Origin of the sequence: Arthrobacter globiformis, assembly GCF_030818015.1 — a bacterium.
Lineage (GTDB): Bacteria > Actinomycetota > Actinomycetes > Actinomycetales > Micrococcaceae > Arthrobacter > Arthrobacter globiformis_C.
Genome location: NZ_JAUSZX010000001.1, coordinates 725,036 through 740,539, shown reverse-complemented (window position 1 = coordinate 740,539; position 15,504 = coordinate 725,036). Strand labels below are relative to the sequence as shown.

Sequence of the window (15,504 nt, the reverse complement as noted above, 5' to 3'; positions counted from 1 at the left end):
TCACACAGGCCCTCACATCGCCCAGGACTCGGCCACCGCCATGTACGCGGAGGAGGAAGGCCCGCGCGGGCCGGGATAGACAGTGGGGGCGCCGGGCCATTCGACGCCGAACTCGGAGAGTTTGCCTCCGCTGCAGGGGTGGTAGATGTTGCTCATTGCGGCGCTGGCGGGCCCCAGTTGAAAGTCCGGCGCGGAGAACTGCCGCCGGTCCAACACCCCTGAGATCTCGAGGGCCGCCCGCCGCCCCGTCGCACGGAACCCGCGCTCAAGGTCCAGTTCCACGTCGAACTCGTCCGGGGTGTGGCTGACCGCGCCGAGCGGAAAGCGCGCGGCCTCCGGAAAGAAGCGCGTCAGTTCTGTCGCGAGGGAGGAAGCAAAGAATTCGTTGGAGCCGTAGCTGCGCCAGCCCTGGAGCGTGGCCACCATGAGGACTGTTCCGGTTCCCCAGCGGGACCAGTCAGCCACCCAGAACGAGGCAAAGCAGCTGGCGGGCTCGCCCGGAATATGAACGCCGTTCCGGTCCACCGGGTGCAGGGCAAGGCCAAAGTTTGCGCCGATCAGCGCCACATTGCGCCGCCCCGGCCGGGCCGGTGTTTTCCCCATGGCTAGAGCCTATCCCGCCGTGAACGTTCTACCCGGCAGAGGCTCGGCCTAAGATTGCCGTGTGCCCCTCCCCCGCGCCCTTCGACCCTTTCCAACCGCGAATACCGCGTGCTGACCGGCGCCCTCGCCATATCCATCTTCGGCTCGGGCATGTGGGCCGTGGCCATGGTGTGCCCGGTCATGGCGGTGGTAGCCCTGCTGGTGGCCCGGATGTCCACGGACGAAATCGCCCGTCAGCTCGACAGCCAGGGCCCCCTGGCCACCGGAGTCGAGGCCACCACCTAACCCCGCGTCTCCTAGCGGGCGCGCACCACCGGGATGCTCGCCGTCGGCGGCCCGCTCGGGAACACCGAGGGCTCGGGAACGTGCACCGGTTCCAGCGGAACCCGCACCGGCTGGGCAGCCACGGAGTACCGGGCATCGCGCACGTCGATGTCCATCGCTTCGCCGTCGAGAACGGTCAGCGTAATGCCGGCCTGGTCCAGTTCCACCAGAAGCAGCCGGCCCTGGAGCTTCAGGTGGAAGCGCAGCGTGTCCCATTCCTCGGGCAGCCGCGGATCAAAGAACGGCACGGCGCCCTGGTCCCGAAGCCCGGCGAAGCCGCACACCAGTGAGCTCCACACGCCACCGGTCGAGGCGATGTGCACGCCGTCGATCGTGTTGCCGTGGGAGTTGTCCAGGTCGATGAATACGGCATTCGTGAAGTGTTCCAAGGCCGCCATGGGGTAGCCCACCTCCGCGGCCATGATTCCCTGGACGCACGCCGAGAGTGTGGAGTCACCCGTGGTGATGGGGTCGTAGAAATCGAAAGCCCGGCGCTTTTCCTCGTCGCTGAACTCCTCCCACTGCAGGAACATGGCCAGCACCGTATCAGCCTGCTTGAGCACCTGGTGGCGGTAAATAACCAGCGGGTGGAAGTTCAGGAGCAGCGGGTACTTGGAACGCGGCGTTGTCCAGTCCCACGGCTCAAGGGTCATGAAGTCGTTGTCCTGCGAGTACACCTGGAAGTGCTCGTCGAAGGGCAGCTGGATCCGCTCCGCCGCGGCTTGCCACAACTCCCGCTCGGCGTCGTCGACCGCCGGGTGGTCCAGCGCGGCGGCGGCCCGCAGGTTAAACCGGGCCATGACGTTCGTGTAGAGGTTGTCGTTCACCACCGCGGTGTACTCGTCCGGCCCCGTCACACCGTGGATGTGGAACAGACCGTCCTTCCCGAAGAAGCCCAGGGATGCCCACATGCGGGCGGTTTCGATCAGCAGATCGGCACCCATGCCGGCCCGGAAGTCGGAGTCCCCGCTGGCCCAGACGTACCTGTTGGTGGCGAAGGCAATTGCGGCGGCAATGTGGAACTGCGCCGTGCCGGCAGCATAGTAGGCGCTCGCTTCGAGACCGTTGATGGTCCGCCAAGGGAACAGGGCACCGTCCACACTGAGCTCCTTGGCCCTGATCTTGGCGTCGGGGAGCATCTCGTGGCGGAACTCCAAAACCTGGCGTGCGCCGTCGGGGTTTGAGTATGTCATGTATGGCAGGAGGTAAACCTCCTGGTCCCAGAAGTAGTGCCCGTCGTAACCGGAACCGGTGACACCCTTTGCCGGGATTCCGGCGACGCCGGCCCTGGCCGTGGCCTGCGCAAGCTGGAAGAGGTTCCAGCGGATGGCTTGCTGAAGCTCCGGCTGCCCGCCCACCACGATGTCGGCGGTGGCCCAGTAATTCCGGTAATGCGCCTCGCTTTCGGCGAAGATGTCACCAACCGGCTTCAGTCCCGCTTCCGCGGCCTCGGCCGGGTCCTCTCCGAGCTCCGCATCCGCAACGCCGGGCAAGCCGGCCCGGGTCCCGCGGGCCACGGCATAGCTGACGCTCTTTTCGAGTCGGAACGGCTCCCCGGCGGCAATCGCCAAAACGTAGCGGACACTGCTGTCGTCCTGATCCACGAGGGTATCGAACGGCTGGTGGCCGGCTGACGTCCAGTGGTCGACGGCGATTCCCACCCGCTGCTTCGACTCCGCCGCTTCCCACGACAGGCGCAGCGATCCGTCGCCGCCCTCCATCCTGAGGGGCAGCAGGACACGGCCGGCGTGCCGGCCGGCCCGGCGCGGGTCGTGGGCCGAATGGTCCTCCACCGGCTGGTCCTGCCGGTTGATGACGGACGATGTGACGTCCGCGGAGACTGCCCGGTCGGCCGAAACCTCCAGCGAGATGCCAAGGCTGCCGCGCGCCTCGAAGCCCACGGCCCGGCGCTCCACCGTGGTCACCGTGGCGCCGGAACGGCACTGCCAGACGATGCGGCACTCGTAGATGCCGGTGGCGAAATCAACGGACCGCCGGTAGTCCAGCACCGCCGATTCGGCAAGGCTGAGCATTTCTCCGTCGATGACGACCGAGAAGTTGTTGGCGTCCGGAATGTAGAGGATGCGCTGGCCCGTCCGCGCGAAGCCATACGCATTCTCGGCGTGCTTGATGTCCCAGATCTCGTGGAACCCGTTAATGAAGCAGCCGGGCAGTTCGGCATCGGCTGACGCCCAGTGGGCGCCCCGGAGACCCAGATGTCCGTTGCCGAGGGCAAAGAGCGTCTCGAGCGTACCGGCGTCCCCGGGCGCGTGGCTCGTCTCCACCAGCTTCCAGGGATCATTGGGGAAGCGGACGCGGTCGGCGTTGATGAGTGCCATGAGTGGCGTTCCTTAGGCGGTTGAAAGTGTTGCTGGAAGATCTGTCGGGCCTGCGGGGCCCGGCCGGTGTACGGGAGCTGCGGGACTAGAGAAGTTCCTCGAGGTCGTTGACCACAAGGGTGGCGCCGGCGTCGAGCAGCGTCTGCCGCCCGGCCCCGCGGTCCACGCCGATGACGGAGTGGAAACTGCCGGCGCTGCCCGCCTGCACGCCGGACACGGCATCCTCCACGACCACGCACTGCTCGCTGGGCAGGTCCAGGAGCCGGGCGGCATACTCGTAGGTCGCGGGGTCGGGCTTGCCGGGCAGACCTTCCTCAGCGGCCACGACGCCGTCCACGACCACCGGGAAACGGTCCGCCAGCCCCGCCGCACGCAGCACCGACGGTGCATTCCTTGAGGAGGAGACGACGGCGACCTTCAGTCCGCGGTCCAGCGCGGCTTCCAGGAAACGCACCGATCCCGCGAAGGGCTCCACCCCGGAGCTGACAATGTCGTTGAAGATCCGGTTCTTCCGGTTGCCCAGGCCCTGGACCGTGATGTTGTCCGGATGGTCGTCGGCGGGGCCCTCCGGAAGCCTTATGCCGCGGGACGTCAGGAAGTCCCGGACGCCGTCGAACCTCGGCTTGCCATCGATGTGGTCAAAGTAGTCGCTCTCCCGGTACCCGTCCTTTTCGGGAACGGTTTCGAGGTAGCCGTCGAACAGCTCCTGCCAGGCGCGCTCGTGGACCACGGCCGTGGGCGTGAGCACGCCGTCCAGGTCAAAAAGGATGGCGGCGGCGCCGGTCCAGTTGTTCGGCCGGCTGCCAGCGCTGGTTTTCAGGGTTTTGGTCATGCTTTGTTCCGTGTCCTTTCGAGGGGTCGGACAGCAATGTGTTGGGAATTACCAGGAACGTGGTCACCGGTGACCAAAGGATGCATGTGCCTGCAGAATCTGCCGCTCCGGGCGCCCAGGCCCGGAGGGTTCCGTTTCGGTGATTCTGCAGCTTGAAGGACAGGCCGCCGTTTCCTGCGTACCGGGCTGCGTTGCCCTGGCCGCAAACGGCGGCATTCCACTGCTTGCGCGGCCGGTTGGGTAAAGTACCGGCCGGGTTATGTCCGGTGCGTGGATTCGCGCGGTTCCGCCACTTGCACCGCGGCGGTGCGGGCCAAGTTGCGGGTCAGGCAGGAGGCGTCCACGCGCAGGCGCACGATTTTTTGCCTATGTCCATGATGAGGGCGCGGGCGATTCAGGGCAAGCCAGCGGAACATCCCCGCGGGATGGGTGGCGCAAGGATGCATGGCGCGGTCCTGCCCTTTCGAACACTGTTAAGTCGTGCACTGCCAGCCGCCCACGGTCAGGTGGACGCCTGCTGGCCGGGTCCCGGCCGAAGAAGAGTGTAAGCGCTTGCAGTTTTGCCCCGCAACTGTTTTTATTTCCCTCTGGTTACCCAGGGCGTTGCCGCAGGCCGAACCGGGAATCAGCCCAGGATGTAATGGCGCAGGAACGCACTGACGTCCACCATCTCGGCCTTCGACATGGCATGGCCCATCCCGGGATACGTCCTCGCAGTGAGCCGGGTGTGCGTGGTGAGCCACTCCTCCGTGTAGGCGGTTGCGTCCCCATTAATCACGAGGTCGGCCTTGTCCCTGCCCCAGAAGAATGGCGGCCGCTCGTCAAAGGACTCGCTGAGCGCCAGCAGGTCGTTGTCCAGGACGAACCCGGAAAGCCCCACCACGGCCGGGAAGTCCCGGGGCCGCAGGCGCAGGAGGGTGCTTGCCATAGCCATCCCCTGCGAATAGCCCAGCAGGCTCACGCTGGTGTGGAGCGACCGGACCGAGTCGATCCAGGAGAACACGGAATTGGCGGCGGAAATGACGTCGGCAAAATCGTTGGTCAGGAAGTAGTCCAGCAGGAACCAGCCGTAGCCATTCGCGATTGGCATGGGTGCCCGGAGCGCCGCGCAGGTGAATTCCGCGGGGAGATAGTCGAAGAGGTTGACCATCCGGGACTCGTCAGTGCCGTAGCCGTGCATCATGACCAGCAGGGGGGTGCCGGCGCGCTCCTCCTCCTGCTTCGACCATACAACCGTCTCCATCCGACCAGCCTATCGAGTTGCCGAAAGCCACCCTCGCCCTGACCTGCGGATTTGATTGAAACGGGAGTTGCCCGGATGTAGCCTGACGCTTGACAGCATGCTTAGCAAGTGACGCACGACAAACCGTAAGAACCCAAGTTGCGAGAAGTCCGCGAATGCAAGGAGCAAGTCATGAGAATCGGTTCCGCCATCTTCCTCATCGCCCTGGGCGCCATCCTCGCCTGGGCCGTCACACCCGGTCTCATCCCGAACGTCGATCAGACCCTGATCGGCTACATCCTGATGGCTGTCGGGGTAATCGGCCTCATCGTCTCTCTGGTCATGGCATCCCCCAGCCGGAGCCGCCGCGTCAGCGAAACGCGCTCCGTGGAGGACCCCAACACAGGTGAGCGGATCACCCGAAATGAAAGCCGCGACGACGGAATTTAGAGCGCCGCGGAAGCAAGCGGCAGCGGTGAACCACGAGGCAGCGCCGGACCGGACCATCCTTGGTCGGGTCCGGCTTTTTGGTTTTCTGTGGTTTTTCGTTGACAAACCAACAAGAACGAAGATAAAGTCAAGTACTTGCAGATTTGTGACAGCGGTCACTGACCGAAGTTACGGATCGAGGGATACGACAGGTGCAGGAAAGACGCACTGCAGGAAACTGCAACGCAGTCAGTACGCAATGGAGGGTATGTGTTTGCCGAGGAGCGTCAGCAGCAGATCGCCGGGCTCGTAGCAGCCAGCGGCCGCGCCAGCGTGACCGACCTCGCTGAACGCTTCCGCATCACCACCGAAACCGTCCGCCGGGACCTCGCCGCCCTGGAATCAGCCGGCACGGTGCGCCGTGTGCATGGCGGGGCCGTTTCCGCAGACCGCTTCAGCACCACGGAGGAGAGCATCCTCGAGCGGACCATACAGCGGCAGGCACAGAAGCTCCGCATCGCCGAAGCCGCTCTTGATTTCCTTCCGAAGGGCCCCTCCAGCAGCATCCTCCTCGACGCCGGCTCCACCACCGAAGTCCTGGCCGACCTCCTCGCCCGCCGTGGTGCCGCATCCCCATCCAAACCGGCCGATCCGGCCCAGGAACTCCTTGTCATCACCCATGCCGTTCCCATAGCTGCCAAGCTCGCAAGTACACCCGGCATCGCCCTGCAGATTCTCGGCGGCCGGGTCCGCGGACTCACGCAGGCCGCGGTGGGCCAGGGCACGGTGGAAGCCGCCGGCAAGCTGCGTCCGGACATCGCTTTTGTGGGGACCAACGGCATCCATGCAAGCTTTGGCCTCAGCACACCAGACCCTGAAGAAGCCGCAGTCAAGGCTGCCTTCGTACACTCGGCCCGCCGCATTGTGGTCCTGGCCGATTCGTCCAAGCTGGAAGCGGAAACGCTCGTCCAGTTCGCCTCGTTGAAAGATCTGGATACCGTGATCACTGACCGCAAACCCGGCTCCGAACTGGCCGCGGCCCTCGCCGACGCCGGTGTGGAGGTGGTAGTCGCATGATTGTCACCCTCACAGCCAACCCCAGCCTGGACCGGACGGTTGCACTGCCTGGCCCCCTCGAGCGGGGCGAAGTGCAGCGCGCAGTTTCCGTCCGCCAAGAATCTGGCGGCAAGGGAGTTAATGTTTCCCGCGCCCTCGTAACCTCCGGTCTCGAGACACTTGCGGTGCTGCCCGGCGCGGAATCCGATCCCGTGCTTGCCGGCCTGCGGGAGGAGGGTGTGCCCTTCGCGTCGCTGGCTATCCACGAACCGTTGCGCACCAACGTGGCGTTGACGGAGCCGGGCGGTGTGACCACCAAGATCAACGAACCCGGCCCGGTCCTCGCCGAGGACGCCCAGGAGGCGCTGATCAGCCTGCTCCTGGAACGTTCACGCGGAGCCAGCTGGGTGGTCCTGGCGGGTTCGCTTCCGCCCGGCGTCCCGGCTGATTTCTATGCCACGGTCACCCGGCGGCTGCGCAATGCCGACGCCGGGGCCGGCGTTCCAATGATTGCCGTCGACTCCTCTGGCGCTCCGCTGGCAGCGGCCGTCGCCAGCGACGCAACAGAAGCGGCGTCCGGAAAACCGGACCTGCTCAAACCCAATGCCGAGGAGCTGGCCGAACTGGCCGCAGCAGCAGGATTTTCCTTGGCAAGCACGGCTGAGGAACTCGAAGCGGATCCGTATGCTGCCGCGGCGGCAGCTGCCGCCGTCGTGCGTTCCGGTGTGGGGGCCGTGTTGGCAACGCTCGGTTCAAAGGGCGCTGTCCTTGTGACGGCCGACGGCGCGTGGCTGGCCACGCACCCGCCGGTCACCGCAGTCAGTACGGTCGGCGCCGGTGACTCGTCGCTGGCCGGCTATCTGCTGGCCGCCAGCCGGGGCGCCGCCCCGGCTGACTGCCTCCGCCAGGCTGTGGCGCATGGCGCCGCCGCCGCTTCCCTGCCGGGCTCCACCGTCCCGGCAGTCCACCAAACAACCCCCGACGCCGTAACCATCACGGCCCTCCGGAAGGATTGACAGTGACTCAGCTCATCACCGCGGACCTGGTCGAGCTTGACCAGAACCTGGGCAATTCGCCCGAGGATGTGATCCGGCACCTGGCCGGTCGTGTTGCCGCCAACGGACGTGCCAACGAAGTTGAAGGCCTCTTCACCGATGCCTTCGCCCGCGAGCAGAAGACCGCCACCGGCGTTCCCGGCGGCATCGCCATCCCGCACTGCCGCTCGGCCGCCGTGACCGAACCCACCCTCGCCATGGCACGCCTGTCCCAGCCCGTCGACTTCGGCGCCAAGGACGGCCCCGCCGACCTCATCTTCTTCATCGCTGCACCGGCCGGCGCCGACCAGGAGCACCTGAAGCTGCTGTCCAAGCTCGCCCGCTCGCTCATTAAGAAGGACTTCACCGGTGCGCTCCGCGCGGCCACGTCCCGGGAAGAAATCGTGGAGCTCGTGGACAACGCTCTGGCGGACAAGCCGGCTGCTTCCGCACCCGAAGCCGCGGCCCCGGCTGCTACCGGCGCCGCTGCTGCCGGCGCTGCTACTGCCGGCGCTGCTTCCGGTGGCGCTGCTTCCGGTGGACCGAGGCGCCTCGTCGCCGTCACGGCCTGCCCCACCGGCATCGCGCACACCTACATGGCCGCGGACTCCCTCGTGGCCGCCGCCAAGGAAGTGGGCGTTGACCTGCAGGTCGAAACCCAGGGCTCCTCCGGCGCCAAGCCGCTGGACCCGGCAGTCATCGCCGCTGCCGACGCCGTGATTTTCGCCGTAGACGTGGACGTGCGCGGCAAGGAGCGCTTCGCCGGCAAGCCGGTCATCAACGCGCCGGTCAAGCGCGGCATCGACGAGCCCGCCAAGATGGTCCAGGAAGCCTTGGACGCGGCGGACAACCCGCGCGCCCACCGTGTTCCGCACTTCGGCGCCGAGGAGCAGGCAGAGCGCGAAGCCGCCGAAAAGGGCGAGCACATCGGCCAGAAGCTGAAGAAGGCACTGCTCACCGGTGTGAGCTACATGATCCCGTTCGTGGCCGGTGGCGGCCTGCTGATCGCGCTGGGCTTCCTGCTGGCCGGTTTCGACATCGCCCTGGGCACCAAGGCCAATGACATCCTGGCCAACAACTCCCTGGTCAACCTTCCGGACGGCAACCTCGCCTTGTACCTCGGAACCGTCTTTTTCAAGATCGGCGCCCTGTCCATGGGGTTCCTGGTTCCCGCCCTCGCAGGCTACATTGCCTACGCAATCGCCGACCGTCCGGGTATTGCACCGGGCTTCGTTGCGGGTGCCGTCTCCGGCTTCATGGGCGCTGGCTTCCTCGGCGGCATCGTCGGCGGCCTGCTCGCCGGCTACATCGCCCACCTGATCGGAACATGGTCAGTGCCGCGCTGGCTCCGTGGCCTGATGCCCGTCGTCATCATTCCGTTGCTGGCCTCCATCGTCGCCTCCGGCGCGATGTTCCTGTTCCTCGGCGGACCGATTGCCGCCATCACCGTCGGACTGAACAGTTGGCTCTCCGGCATGTCCGGCGCTTCGGCCATCGTCCTGGGCATCATCCTCGGCCTCATGATGTGCTTCGACCTCGGCGGCCCCGTCAACAAGGTGGCCTACGCCTTCGCCGTAGCCGGCCTCGGCGCCGGCAGCGCCACCAACCAGGCACCCTGGCAGATCATGGCCACCGTGATGGCCGCCGGCATGGTGCCGCCGCTGGCAATGGCCCTGGCCACCGTCCTGGACAAGAAGCTCTTCAGCCTGGCCGAGCGCGAAAACGGCAAGGCTGCCTGGCTGCTCGGCGCCTCCTTCATCTCCGAGGGCGCCATTCCGTTCGCGGCAGCAGACCCCCTCCGCGTCATCCCCGCCAGCATGGTCGGCGGCGCTGTCACCGGCGCGCTCACCATGGCCTTCGGCGTCACGTCGCAGGCACCCCACGGCGGCATCTTCGTGTTCTTCGCCATCGGCAACGTGGTGATGTTCATCGTGTCCATCCTGGCCGGAACCGTGGTGGCGGCGCTCATCGTGGTAGCCCTCAAACGCTGGGCTGCCCGCAAGGCCGTTGATACGGTGGAGACCGTCCCTGTAACTGTCTGATCCCGCTGTCCTTCAGCACTCCAACCCACACTGCAATTGCAAGGAGCAGAAATGTCCGAACGTACCGCAACAGTCGCCAGCCGCGTAGGCCTGCATGCCCGTCCCGCCGCCATCTTCGCCGAAGCCGCGGGCGAGTTTGACCTCGACATCACCATCGCCCGCGAAGGGGAGCCTGCCGACGAGGCCTTGGACGCCGCCAGCATCCTTTCCCTCATGAGCCTTGGCGCATCCCACGGCGACGTTGTGGTGCTGCGGGCCGATGGTGATGGCGCCGACGCCGCCCTCGAGCGCCTGGTCCAGATCCTGGAAACGGATCACGACGCCGAATAGGCACCGCGCGCTTTACGGCCGGCCTCCGCAGCAGCTCCCGTTAGGGCACTGCCGCGGAGGCCGGCCGTTGCCGTTTCCGGATGGTTTGCCGTTGGCGCATGACCGTGGCGGGCATCACACCTGATCAGCGCGCTATTCCGCGCAAGTAAGCAACCTTAGTAGTTTCTTGTTTTTGATTCTGTGCCCCACTAGCTTGGAACTGTGGCCAGCCATTCGAATGACCGGCCGAACTGCCGGGCTGGAGGAGGATGACAAAGTGGAAACCTTGCAGGAAAGCGTGGACGTCGAGGTACCAGTCAGCACGGCCTACAACCAGTGGACACAGTTCGAGTCGTTTCCCCGTTTCATGAAGGGCATCGAGTCCGTGGAGCAGATCGACGAAACCTCCCTCCATTTCCGCACCAGCGTGGCGGGTGTCAAACGTGAATACGATGCGCAGATCCTAGAGCAGACGCCGGACCGGTGCATCGCCTGGGTCAGCAAGGACAAGCCCCGCAACGCCGGCAGAGTCACGTTCGAGGACCTGGGCCAGGACCTCTGCCGCGTGAACGTGGAACTCGAGTGGGAGCCGGAGAGCCTGCTGGAGAGAGCCGGAGCCGCCGCCCACGTTGATGAGCAGCAGGTGTCCTCCGACCTCGTGCGGTTCAAGGAGTTCATCGAATCCAGGGGCATCGAGACGGGCGCCTGGCGCGCCGCGGTGGACCGGGGCGAAGTAGATCCTCCGGGAGCCCACTGACTTGATCCACCGATCGTGTCCTTACGGCCGATCGTTCCATCACGGAGGTAGCCATGCCAGAGAAGAAGAACCCCAGCGTAAAAGATCCCGGGCTCTACGAAAAACTCCGCGACGAGGGGGCCTCGAAGCAGAAGGCGGCCCGCGTCTCGAATGCGGCAGCCAAGAAGGGTCGCTCCGAGGTGGGCCGCAAGGGCGGCAAGTCCGGCGACTATGAGGACTGGACCGTGGATCAGCTCAAGGCCAAAGCCAAGGAAATCGGCCTCAAGGGGTATTCAGGCAAGAAAAAGAGCGACCTCATCTCCGCGCTCAGGAATTCCTAAGCGGGTGCACGTGCAGCCGCGCCACGGGGCGCCCGCCCTTTCAGGCGCCCTTCCGCGCGGTCTTCGCCGTGGACTTGGCAGCAGGACTGGTCTTCGAGGCAGCGCCGGTTTTGGAACCGGTGCCGGTCTTGGAGGCGGTGCTTGCCGTCGACGCCGTGCTGGTTTTCGACGCAGTGCTGGTTTTGGCAGTAGTACCGGTCTTAGAAGCGGTACTCGTCTTAGCGGCGCCCGCAGCCTTGCTACGGGTCCTGGCAGTACCGCTCTTGGCAGTTTCGGCGTCGGAATCTTCGGCGTCCTTTTTGGCGGTGCTGCTCCGGCTCCTGCTGGTGCTGCGGCCGCCGCGCTTGGCGGGTCCGGACGGCTCGTCCCCGGACGACTCATCTTCAGACGGCTCCTGTGCGGCCGCCCCTCCCCCGCGCTTCTTGTCGAGGCTGCGCCTCAGGGCCTCCATCAGGTCGATCACTTCTCCGTTGCCACCCTCGGCCTCGGCACCGAATGTCTCTTCCGTGTCCAGCGCGTCGCCCTTTTCCAGCTTTGCCTCGATAAGCTGCCGGAGCTGCGCCTGGTAGTCGTCCGTGAACTGCTCGGGCTCGAAGTCGGAGGCCATGGACTCCACCAGCGCAGCGGACATCTCCCGTTCCTGCGCGGAGATGCGAATGGACGTGTCCAGGGCAGGGAACGAGGCTTCCCGGACTTCATCCGCCCACAGCAGCGCCTGCAGCATCAGGACGTCGTCCCGGATCCGCAAAGCACCCAGCCGGGTCTTGTCCCGCAGCGCGAACTGCACCACGGCCACGCGCTCGGTGTCCTCCAGAGCCCTGCGCAGCAGCATGTAGGCCTTGGGCGACTTGGAATCCGGCTCCAGGTAATAGCTCTTCTCGAACATGATGGGGTCGAGCTGTTCGGAGGGGACGAACTGCACCACTTCGATTTCGTGGCTGTTCTCCGCGGGAATGGACTTGAGCTCCTCCTTTGTGAGGATCACTGTCCGGCCGTCGTCCTCGTAGGCCTTCTCGATGTCGGAGTAGTCGACGATTTCGCTGCAGACCTCACAGCGGCGCTGGTAGCGGATACGGCCGCCGTCGGCGTTGTGCACCTGATGGAGGCTGATGTCGTGGTCCTCGGTGGCGCTGTAGACCTTCACCGGGACATTGACCAGCCCGAACGCGATGGCGCCTTTCCAGATGGCTCTCATGGGACAAGTCAACAGCACACAACGCCGGAGGTGAAGCCCCATGGCCGGCGGTAAGGAACGCGTGCGGGTCGGCGGCCGCGAACTGACCCTGACCAACCTCGACAAAGTGATGTATCCCGCCACCGGCACCACCAAGGCGGACGTCATCGCCTATTACGCCGCTGTGGCACCGGTGCTGATCCCCGCCGCCAGAAACCGCCCGGCAACCCGCAAGAGGTGGGTTCACGGGGTAGGAACCGAAGCCCAGCCCGGCGAGATGTTTTTCCAGAAGAACCTGGACGAGTCGGCCCCTGGCTGGGTGCCCCGGGCCGCCATCACCCACAAGACCAACACCGTCTACTATCCGCTGGTCAATGATCCGGCCACCCTCACCTGGCTGGCGCAGATCGCCTCGCTGGAGATCCACGTGCCGCAGTGGACGGTGGACTCCCACGGCAGCGCCCTGCCTCCCGACCGGCTGGTCCTGGACCTCGATCCCGGTGAGGGCGCGGGACTGCCCGAATGCGTGGAAGTGGCCAAACTGGCCCGGACCATCCTGCAGGACGTGGGGCTCGAGCCGGTTCCGGTCACCAGCGGCAGCAAGGGGATCCACCTGTACGCGGTCCTGAACGGCACGCAGACCTCGGATGAGGTGTCAGCTTTCGCCCGTGAACTGGCCCGGGCGCTGGAGGCCGACCATCCGGACCTGGCCGTCAGTGACATGAAGAAGACCCTCAGGACGGGAAAGGTCCTGGTGGACTGGAGCCAGAACAATGCCGCGAAGACCACGATCGTTCCGTATTCGCTGCGCGGGCGCCTGCACCCCACCGTGGCGGCTCCGCGGACTTGGCGGGAGTTGGCCTCGCCGTCGCTCAAGCACCTGGACTATGAGGAGGTCATGCGCCGGGTGGCAGCCGGCAAGGACCCCTTCGCTCCGGTCAGTGGCGGCACCGGCCACCCTGGTCCCGGTCGCGCTGCCGCTGTCCACCCCGGCACCATCCACGCAACCCCCGAGCCTCCAAAAACAGCCGGATCGCGCGGCGGCGGGCACGCAGATCCCCGGCTGAACAAGTACCGGTCCCTGCGCGACCAAGGCAAGACGCCCGAGCCGTTCACCGCGGAAGAGCACCGCGCGGCAAAAGCCAACGGCCTACCGGCACAGGCGAACAAGGAGATCTTCGTCATCCAGGAACACCACGCCAGCCGGCTCCACTATGACTTCCGGCTGGAGCACGAGGGCGTGCTTGTCTCCTGGGCGCTGCCAAAGGGCGTGCCGGAGTCAGGGGACAAAAACCATCTGGCTGTACAGACCGAAGACCACCCCATGGACTATGCCGATTTTGAAGGCGACATTCCCAAAGGCGAGTACGGTGCGGGCCGTGTAAGCATCTGGGACAAAGGCGTCTATGAGCTCGAAAAATGGGTCAACGGCAAAGAAGTAATTGCCACGCTGACAGGCCGTGAGGGCGGTGGGCTTGGCGGCAGCAAGAGGTTCGCCCTGATCCATACCGGAAAGGGCCAGGGCGAGGAGTCACAATGGCTCATCCATCTGATGGACAGGGTTCCGGGAACCCGGAAAAAGCCGGCCAGCACCAAGGAACCGGCGAGCCGAGCCCGCACGGCGACTGCCAGGCCAGCAGCCCCCCGAAGGGACTCACTGCAGGAGGACCCGGCCCCCATGCTCGCCTCGGCGGGCACTACGGTGGACCTGCACGGCAGCGACTGGATCTTCGAACTCAAATGGGACGGGATCCGTGCGCTCGTGGTGGCGGATAGGGACCGGATCAGGCTCCTGAGCCGCAACGGCAACGACATGTCGGCCAGCTATCCCGAATTCACGGACAGGAACTGCTGGCCACCGCAGGACTTCATCGCGGACGGCGAGATTATCGCCGTCGGGCCTTCCGGCAGACCCGACTTCGGGCTCCTGCAGGGACGGATGAAGCTGACCAGGCCGGGCGACGTGAAACGGGCCCGGGCTGCCATCCCGGTCCGGATGATGCTCTTTGACCTGCTGGCCGACGGCGGCGACGACCTGCGCAGGGTTTCCCTTCGGAAACGGCGGGAACGCCTCACTGACTTCTTCGAGGCCGGCGAGTGCCCGGTGGAACTGTCGGAGACCCTGGACGACAGGGTGGAACACATTCTGCAAAGCGCCCGCGAGCTGGGCCTGGAAGGCGTGATGGCCAAGCGGGCGGACAGCCGCTACGTGAGCGGGCAGCGGACCCACACTTGGATCAAGCTCAAGATCGAGAAGACCCAGGAAGTGGTGGTGGGCGGCTGGCGTCCCGGCAGGGGCGACAGGTCCAACACCGTGGGCTCCCTCCTGGTAGGCATTCCAGAGGGCAAGGCGCTGCGGTATGTAGGCCGCGTGGGAAGCGGCTTCAGCATGCGTGAACTGGAGGAACTGCGGAAAAAGATGGAGGGGATGGCGCAGAAGACGTCGCCGTTCGATGACGTTCCCTCGGCGGACGCGGCGGACGCGCGCTGGGTGAACCCCGCCCTGGTGGGTGAGGTGACCTTCGGTGAGTGGACCGGGAGCGGCAAGCTCCGCCACCCGGTGTGGCGCGGCTGGCGGCTGGACAAGGAACCGGCGGAGGTAGTGATGGAATCCCCGCGGCCTTGACGGAACAGCCCTGTCAGCCAAAGAGAAACAGCCTGGCGACACCCAATATTGGGCGTAGCCAGGCTGTCTAGAATTTTCAGCCGGTCAGGACGAGTGCGGCATCTGCGGGCGACTGGTCCGGTGGATTGCCGTCACAGCAGCGCCCTGTCCGAGGCGGCCGGGGCTTGCGCCGTGTTCCTTGGGGTGGCGCCGTTTGCCGTTGCCATCTGGCCACTGCTTTGTCCCGCCCATTGCCGCAGTCACGGCCAGGGTCTCGGGAGTGGGCAGCGGCGGCGTGTCCATCGATTCCGCCAGATGCGCAGCGACATCCGGCTTGATGCTGCTTCCGTTGAAGGAGTCGGCCATTTGTTCTTCCTTTCCGCGATGAAATGAAGTGTTCCCCATATTAGATCCGTGATTCCGCCAGTACCGGATAGCAAGGAAGCCCTGCTCCAGCG

General features: G+C 65.7%; 15 protein-coding genes. 9 read left to right on the top strand and 6 right to left on the bottom strand.

What is annotated here, in order from left to right; translation table 11 throughout:
- Nucleotides 1-12: 12 nt before the first annotated feature.
- Nucleotides 13-603, bottom strand: coding sequence for a hypothetical protein (locus tag QFZ23_RS03435; protein ID WP_306920539.1), 591 nt, complete (start codon nucleotides 601-603; stop codon nucleotides 13-15).
- A 108-nt stretch (nucleotides 604-711) separates the two neighbouring features.
- Here QFZ23_RS03435 and QFZ23_RS03430 point away from each other — a divergent pair, with 108 nt between their 5' ends.
- Entirely contained in the window at nucleotides 712-888 is a 177-nt protein-coding gene (locus QFZ23_RS03430; RefSeq protein ID WP_306926980.1) for a hypothetical protein, read from the top strand.
- Nucleotides 889-899: 11 nt separating this feature from the next.
- Here the strand turns inward: QFZ23_RS03430 and QFZ23_RS03425 are convergent, their stop codons facing one another.
- The 3 genes from QFZ23_RS03425 to QFZ23_RS03415 form a co-directional block, all read right to left on the bottom strand.
- Nucleotides 900-3,266, bottom strand: coding sequence for a glycoside hydrolase family 65 protein (locus QFZ23_RS03425; RefSeq protein WP_306920538.1), 2,367 nt, complete (start codon nucleotides 3,264-3,266; stop codon nucleotides 900-902).
- Between the two features lie 85 nt (nucleotides 3,267-3,351).
- A complete protein-coding gene (locus QFZ23_RS03420; protein WP_306920537.1) occupies nucleotides 3,352-4,098 on the bottom strand; it encodes an HAD family hydrolase in 747 nt (248 codons plus the stop codon).
- A gap of 625 nt (nucleotides 4,099-4,723) precedes the next feature.
- Complete coding sequence (locus tag QFZ23_RS03415) at nucleotides 4,724-5,341, bottom strand: alpha/beta hydrolase (RefSeq protein WP_306920536.1); 618 nt, start codon at nucleotides 5,339-5,341, stop codon at nucleotides 4,724-4,726.
- Nucleotides 5,342-5,512: 171 nt separating this feature from the next.
- Between QFZ23_RS03415 and QFZ23_RS03410 the strand changes: the two genes are divergently transcribed.
- The 7 genes from QFZ23_RS03410 (at nucleotide 5,513) to QFZ23_RS03380 (ending at nucleotide 11,267) form a co-directional block, all read left to right on the top strand.
- Nucleotides 5,513-5,770 (top strand): DUF6458 family protein, encoded by a 258-nt coding sequence (locus QFZ23_RS03410; RefSeq protein WP_306920535.1) that lies wholly within the window; start codon nucleotides 5,513-5,515, stop codon nucleotides 5,768-5,770.
- Between the two features lie 249 nt (nucleotides 5,771-6,019).
- Nucleotides 6,020-6,826 (top strand): DeoR/GlpR family DNA-binding transcription regulator, encoded by an 807-nt coding sequence (locus QFZ23_RS03405; RefSeq protein WP_306920534.1) that lies wholly within the window; start codon nucleotides 6,020-6,022, stop codon nucleotides 6,824-6,826.
- Nucleotides 6,823-7,821: a 1-phosphofructokinase family hexose kinase gene (locus QFZ23_RS03400; RefSeq protein WP_306920533.1), complete on the top strand. Its 999-nt coding sequence runs from the start codon at nucleotides 6,823-6,825 to the stop codon at nucleotides 7,819-7,821. Before QFZ23_RS03405 ends, QFZ23_RS03400 begins: the two co-directional genes overlap by 4 nt.
- Nucleotides 7,822-7,823: 2 nt before the next feature.
- Nucleotides 7,824-9,881 carry a PTS fructose transporter subunit IIABC gene (locus QFZ23_RS03395; RefSeq protein WP_306920532.1) on the top strand — a complete coding sequence of 686 codons (2,058 nt, stop codon included), beginning with the start codon at nucleotides 7,824-7,826 and terminating at the stop codon, nucleotides 9,879-9,881.
- Between the two features lie 51 nt (nucleotides 9,882-9,932).
- Nucleotides 9,933-10,211 (top strand): HPr family phosphocarrier protein, encoded by a 279-nt coding sequence (locus tag QFZ23_RS03390; RefSeq protein WP_306920531.1) that lies wholly within the window; start codon nucleotides 9,933-9,935, stop codon nucleotides 10,209-10,211.
- Nucleotides 10,212-10,467: 256 nt separating this feature from the next.
- The gene (locus QFZ23_RS03385; RefSeq protein ID WP_306920530.1) at nucleotides 10,468-10,947 is read left to right on the top strand and encodes an SRPBCC family protein; all 480 of its coding nucleotides are present in this window, start codon (nucleotides 10,468-10,470) and stop codon (nucleotides 10,945-10,947) included.
- A 53-nt stretch (nucleotides 10,948-11,000) separates the two neighbouring features.
- On the top strand, nucleotides 11,001-11,267 hold the full coding sequence (locus QFZ23_RS03380) for a DUF7218 family protein (protein ID WP_306920529.1): 267 nt from the start codon (nucleotides 11,001-11,003) through the stop codon (nucleotides 11,265-11,267).
- A gap of 40 nt (nucleotides 11,268-11,307) precedes the next feature.
- On the opposite strand, the gene ku is transcribed toward QFZ23_RS03380, so the two are convergent.
- Nucleotides 11,308-12,462, bottom strand: a complete 1,155-nt coding sequence (gene ku, locus QFZ23_RS03375) for a non-homologous end joining protein Ku (protein WP_306920528.1) — start codon at nucleotides 12,460-12,462, stop codon at nucleotides 11,308-11,310.
- 40 nt (nucleotides 12,463-12,502) lie between these two features.
- Here ku and QFZ23_RS03370 point away from each other — a divergent pair, with 40 nt between their 5' ends.
- On the top strand, nucleotides 12,503-15,067 hold the full coding sequence (locus tag QFZ23_RS03370) for an ATP-dependent DNA ligase (RefSeq protein WP_306920527.1): 2,565 nt from the start codon (nucleotides 12,503-12,505) through the stop codon (nucleotides 15,065-15,067).
- 84 nt (nucleotides 15,068-15,151) lie between these two features.
- On the opposite strand, the gene QFZ23_RS03365 is transcribed toward QFZ23_RS03370, so the two are convergent.
- On the bottom strand, nucleotides 15,152-15,412 hold the full coding sequence (locus tag QFZ23_RS03365; RefSeq protein ID WP_306920526.1) for a hypothetical protein: 261 nt from the start codon (nucleotides 15,410-15,412) through the stop codon (nucleotides 15,152-15,154).
- Nucleotides 15,413-15,504: the final 92 nt, after the last annotated feature.

What these genes read in the sequence shown, in the direction of transcription:
- ku (WP_306920528.1), bottom strand. Translation starts at nt 12,462, where the DNA reads ATGAGAGCCATCTGGAAAGGCGCCATCGCGTTCGGGCTGGTCAATGTC.
- QFZ23_RS03380 (WP_306920529.1), top strand. Translation starts at nt 11,001, where the DNA reads ATGCCAGAGAAGAAGAACCCCAGCGTAAAAGATCCCGGGCTCTACGAA.
- QFZ23_RS03420 (WP_306920537.1), bottom strand. Translation starts at nt 4,098, where the DNA reads ATGACCAAAACCCTGAAAACCAGCGCTGGCAGCCGGCCGAACAACTGG.
- QFZ23_RS03370 (WP_306920527.1), top strand. Translation starts at nt 12,503, where the DNA reads ATGGCCGGCGGTAAGGAACGCGTGCGGGTCGGCGGCCGCGAACTGACC.
- QFZ23_RS03410 (WP_306920535.1), top strand. Translation starts at nt 5,513, where the DNA reads ATGAGAATCGGTTCCGCCATCTTCCTCATCGCCCTGGGCGCCATCCTC.
- QFZ23_RS03390 (WP_306920531.1), top strand. Translation starts at nt 9,933, where the DNA reads ATGTCCGAACGTACCGCAACAGTCGCCAGCCGCGTAGGCCTGCATGCC.
- QFZ23_RS03435 (WP_306920539.1), bottom strand. Translation starts at nt 603, where the DNA reads ATGGGGAAAACACCGGCCCGGCCGGGGCGGCGCAATGTGGCGCTGATC.
- QFZ23_RS03365 (WP_306920526.1), bottom strand. Translation starts at nt 15,412, where the DNA reads ATGGCCGACTCCTTCAACGGAAGCAGCATCAAGCCGGATGTCGCTGCG.
- QFZ23_RS03415 (WP_306920536.1), bottom strand. Translation starts at nt 5,341, where the DNA reads ATGGAGACGGTTGTATGGTCGAAGCAGGAGGAGGAGCGCGCCGGCACC.
- QFZ23_RS03425 (WP_306920538.1), bottom strand. Translation starts at nt 3,266, where the DNA reads ATGGCACTCATCAACGCCGACCGCGTCCGCTTCCCCAATGATCCCTGG.
- QFZ23_RS03400 (WP_306920533.1), top strand. Translation starts at nt 6,823, where the DNA reads ATGATTGTCACCCTCACAGCCAACCCCAGCCTGGACCGGACGGTTGCA.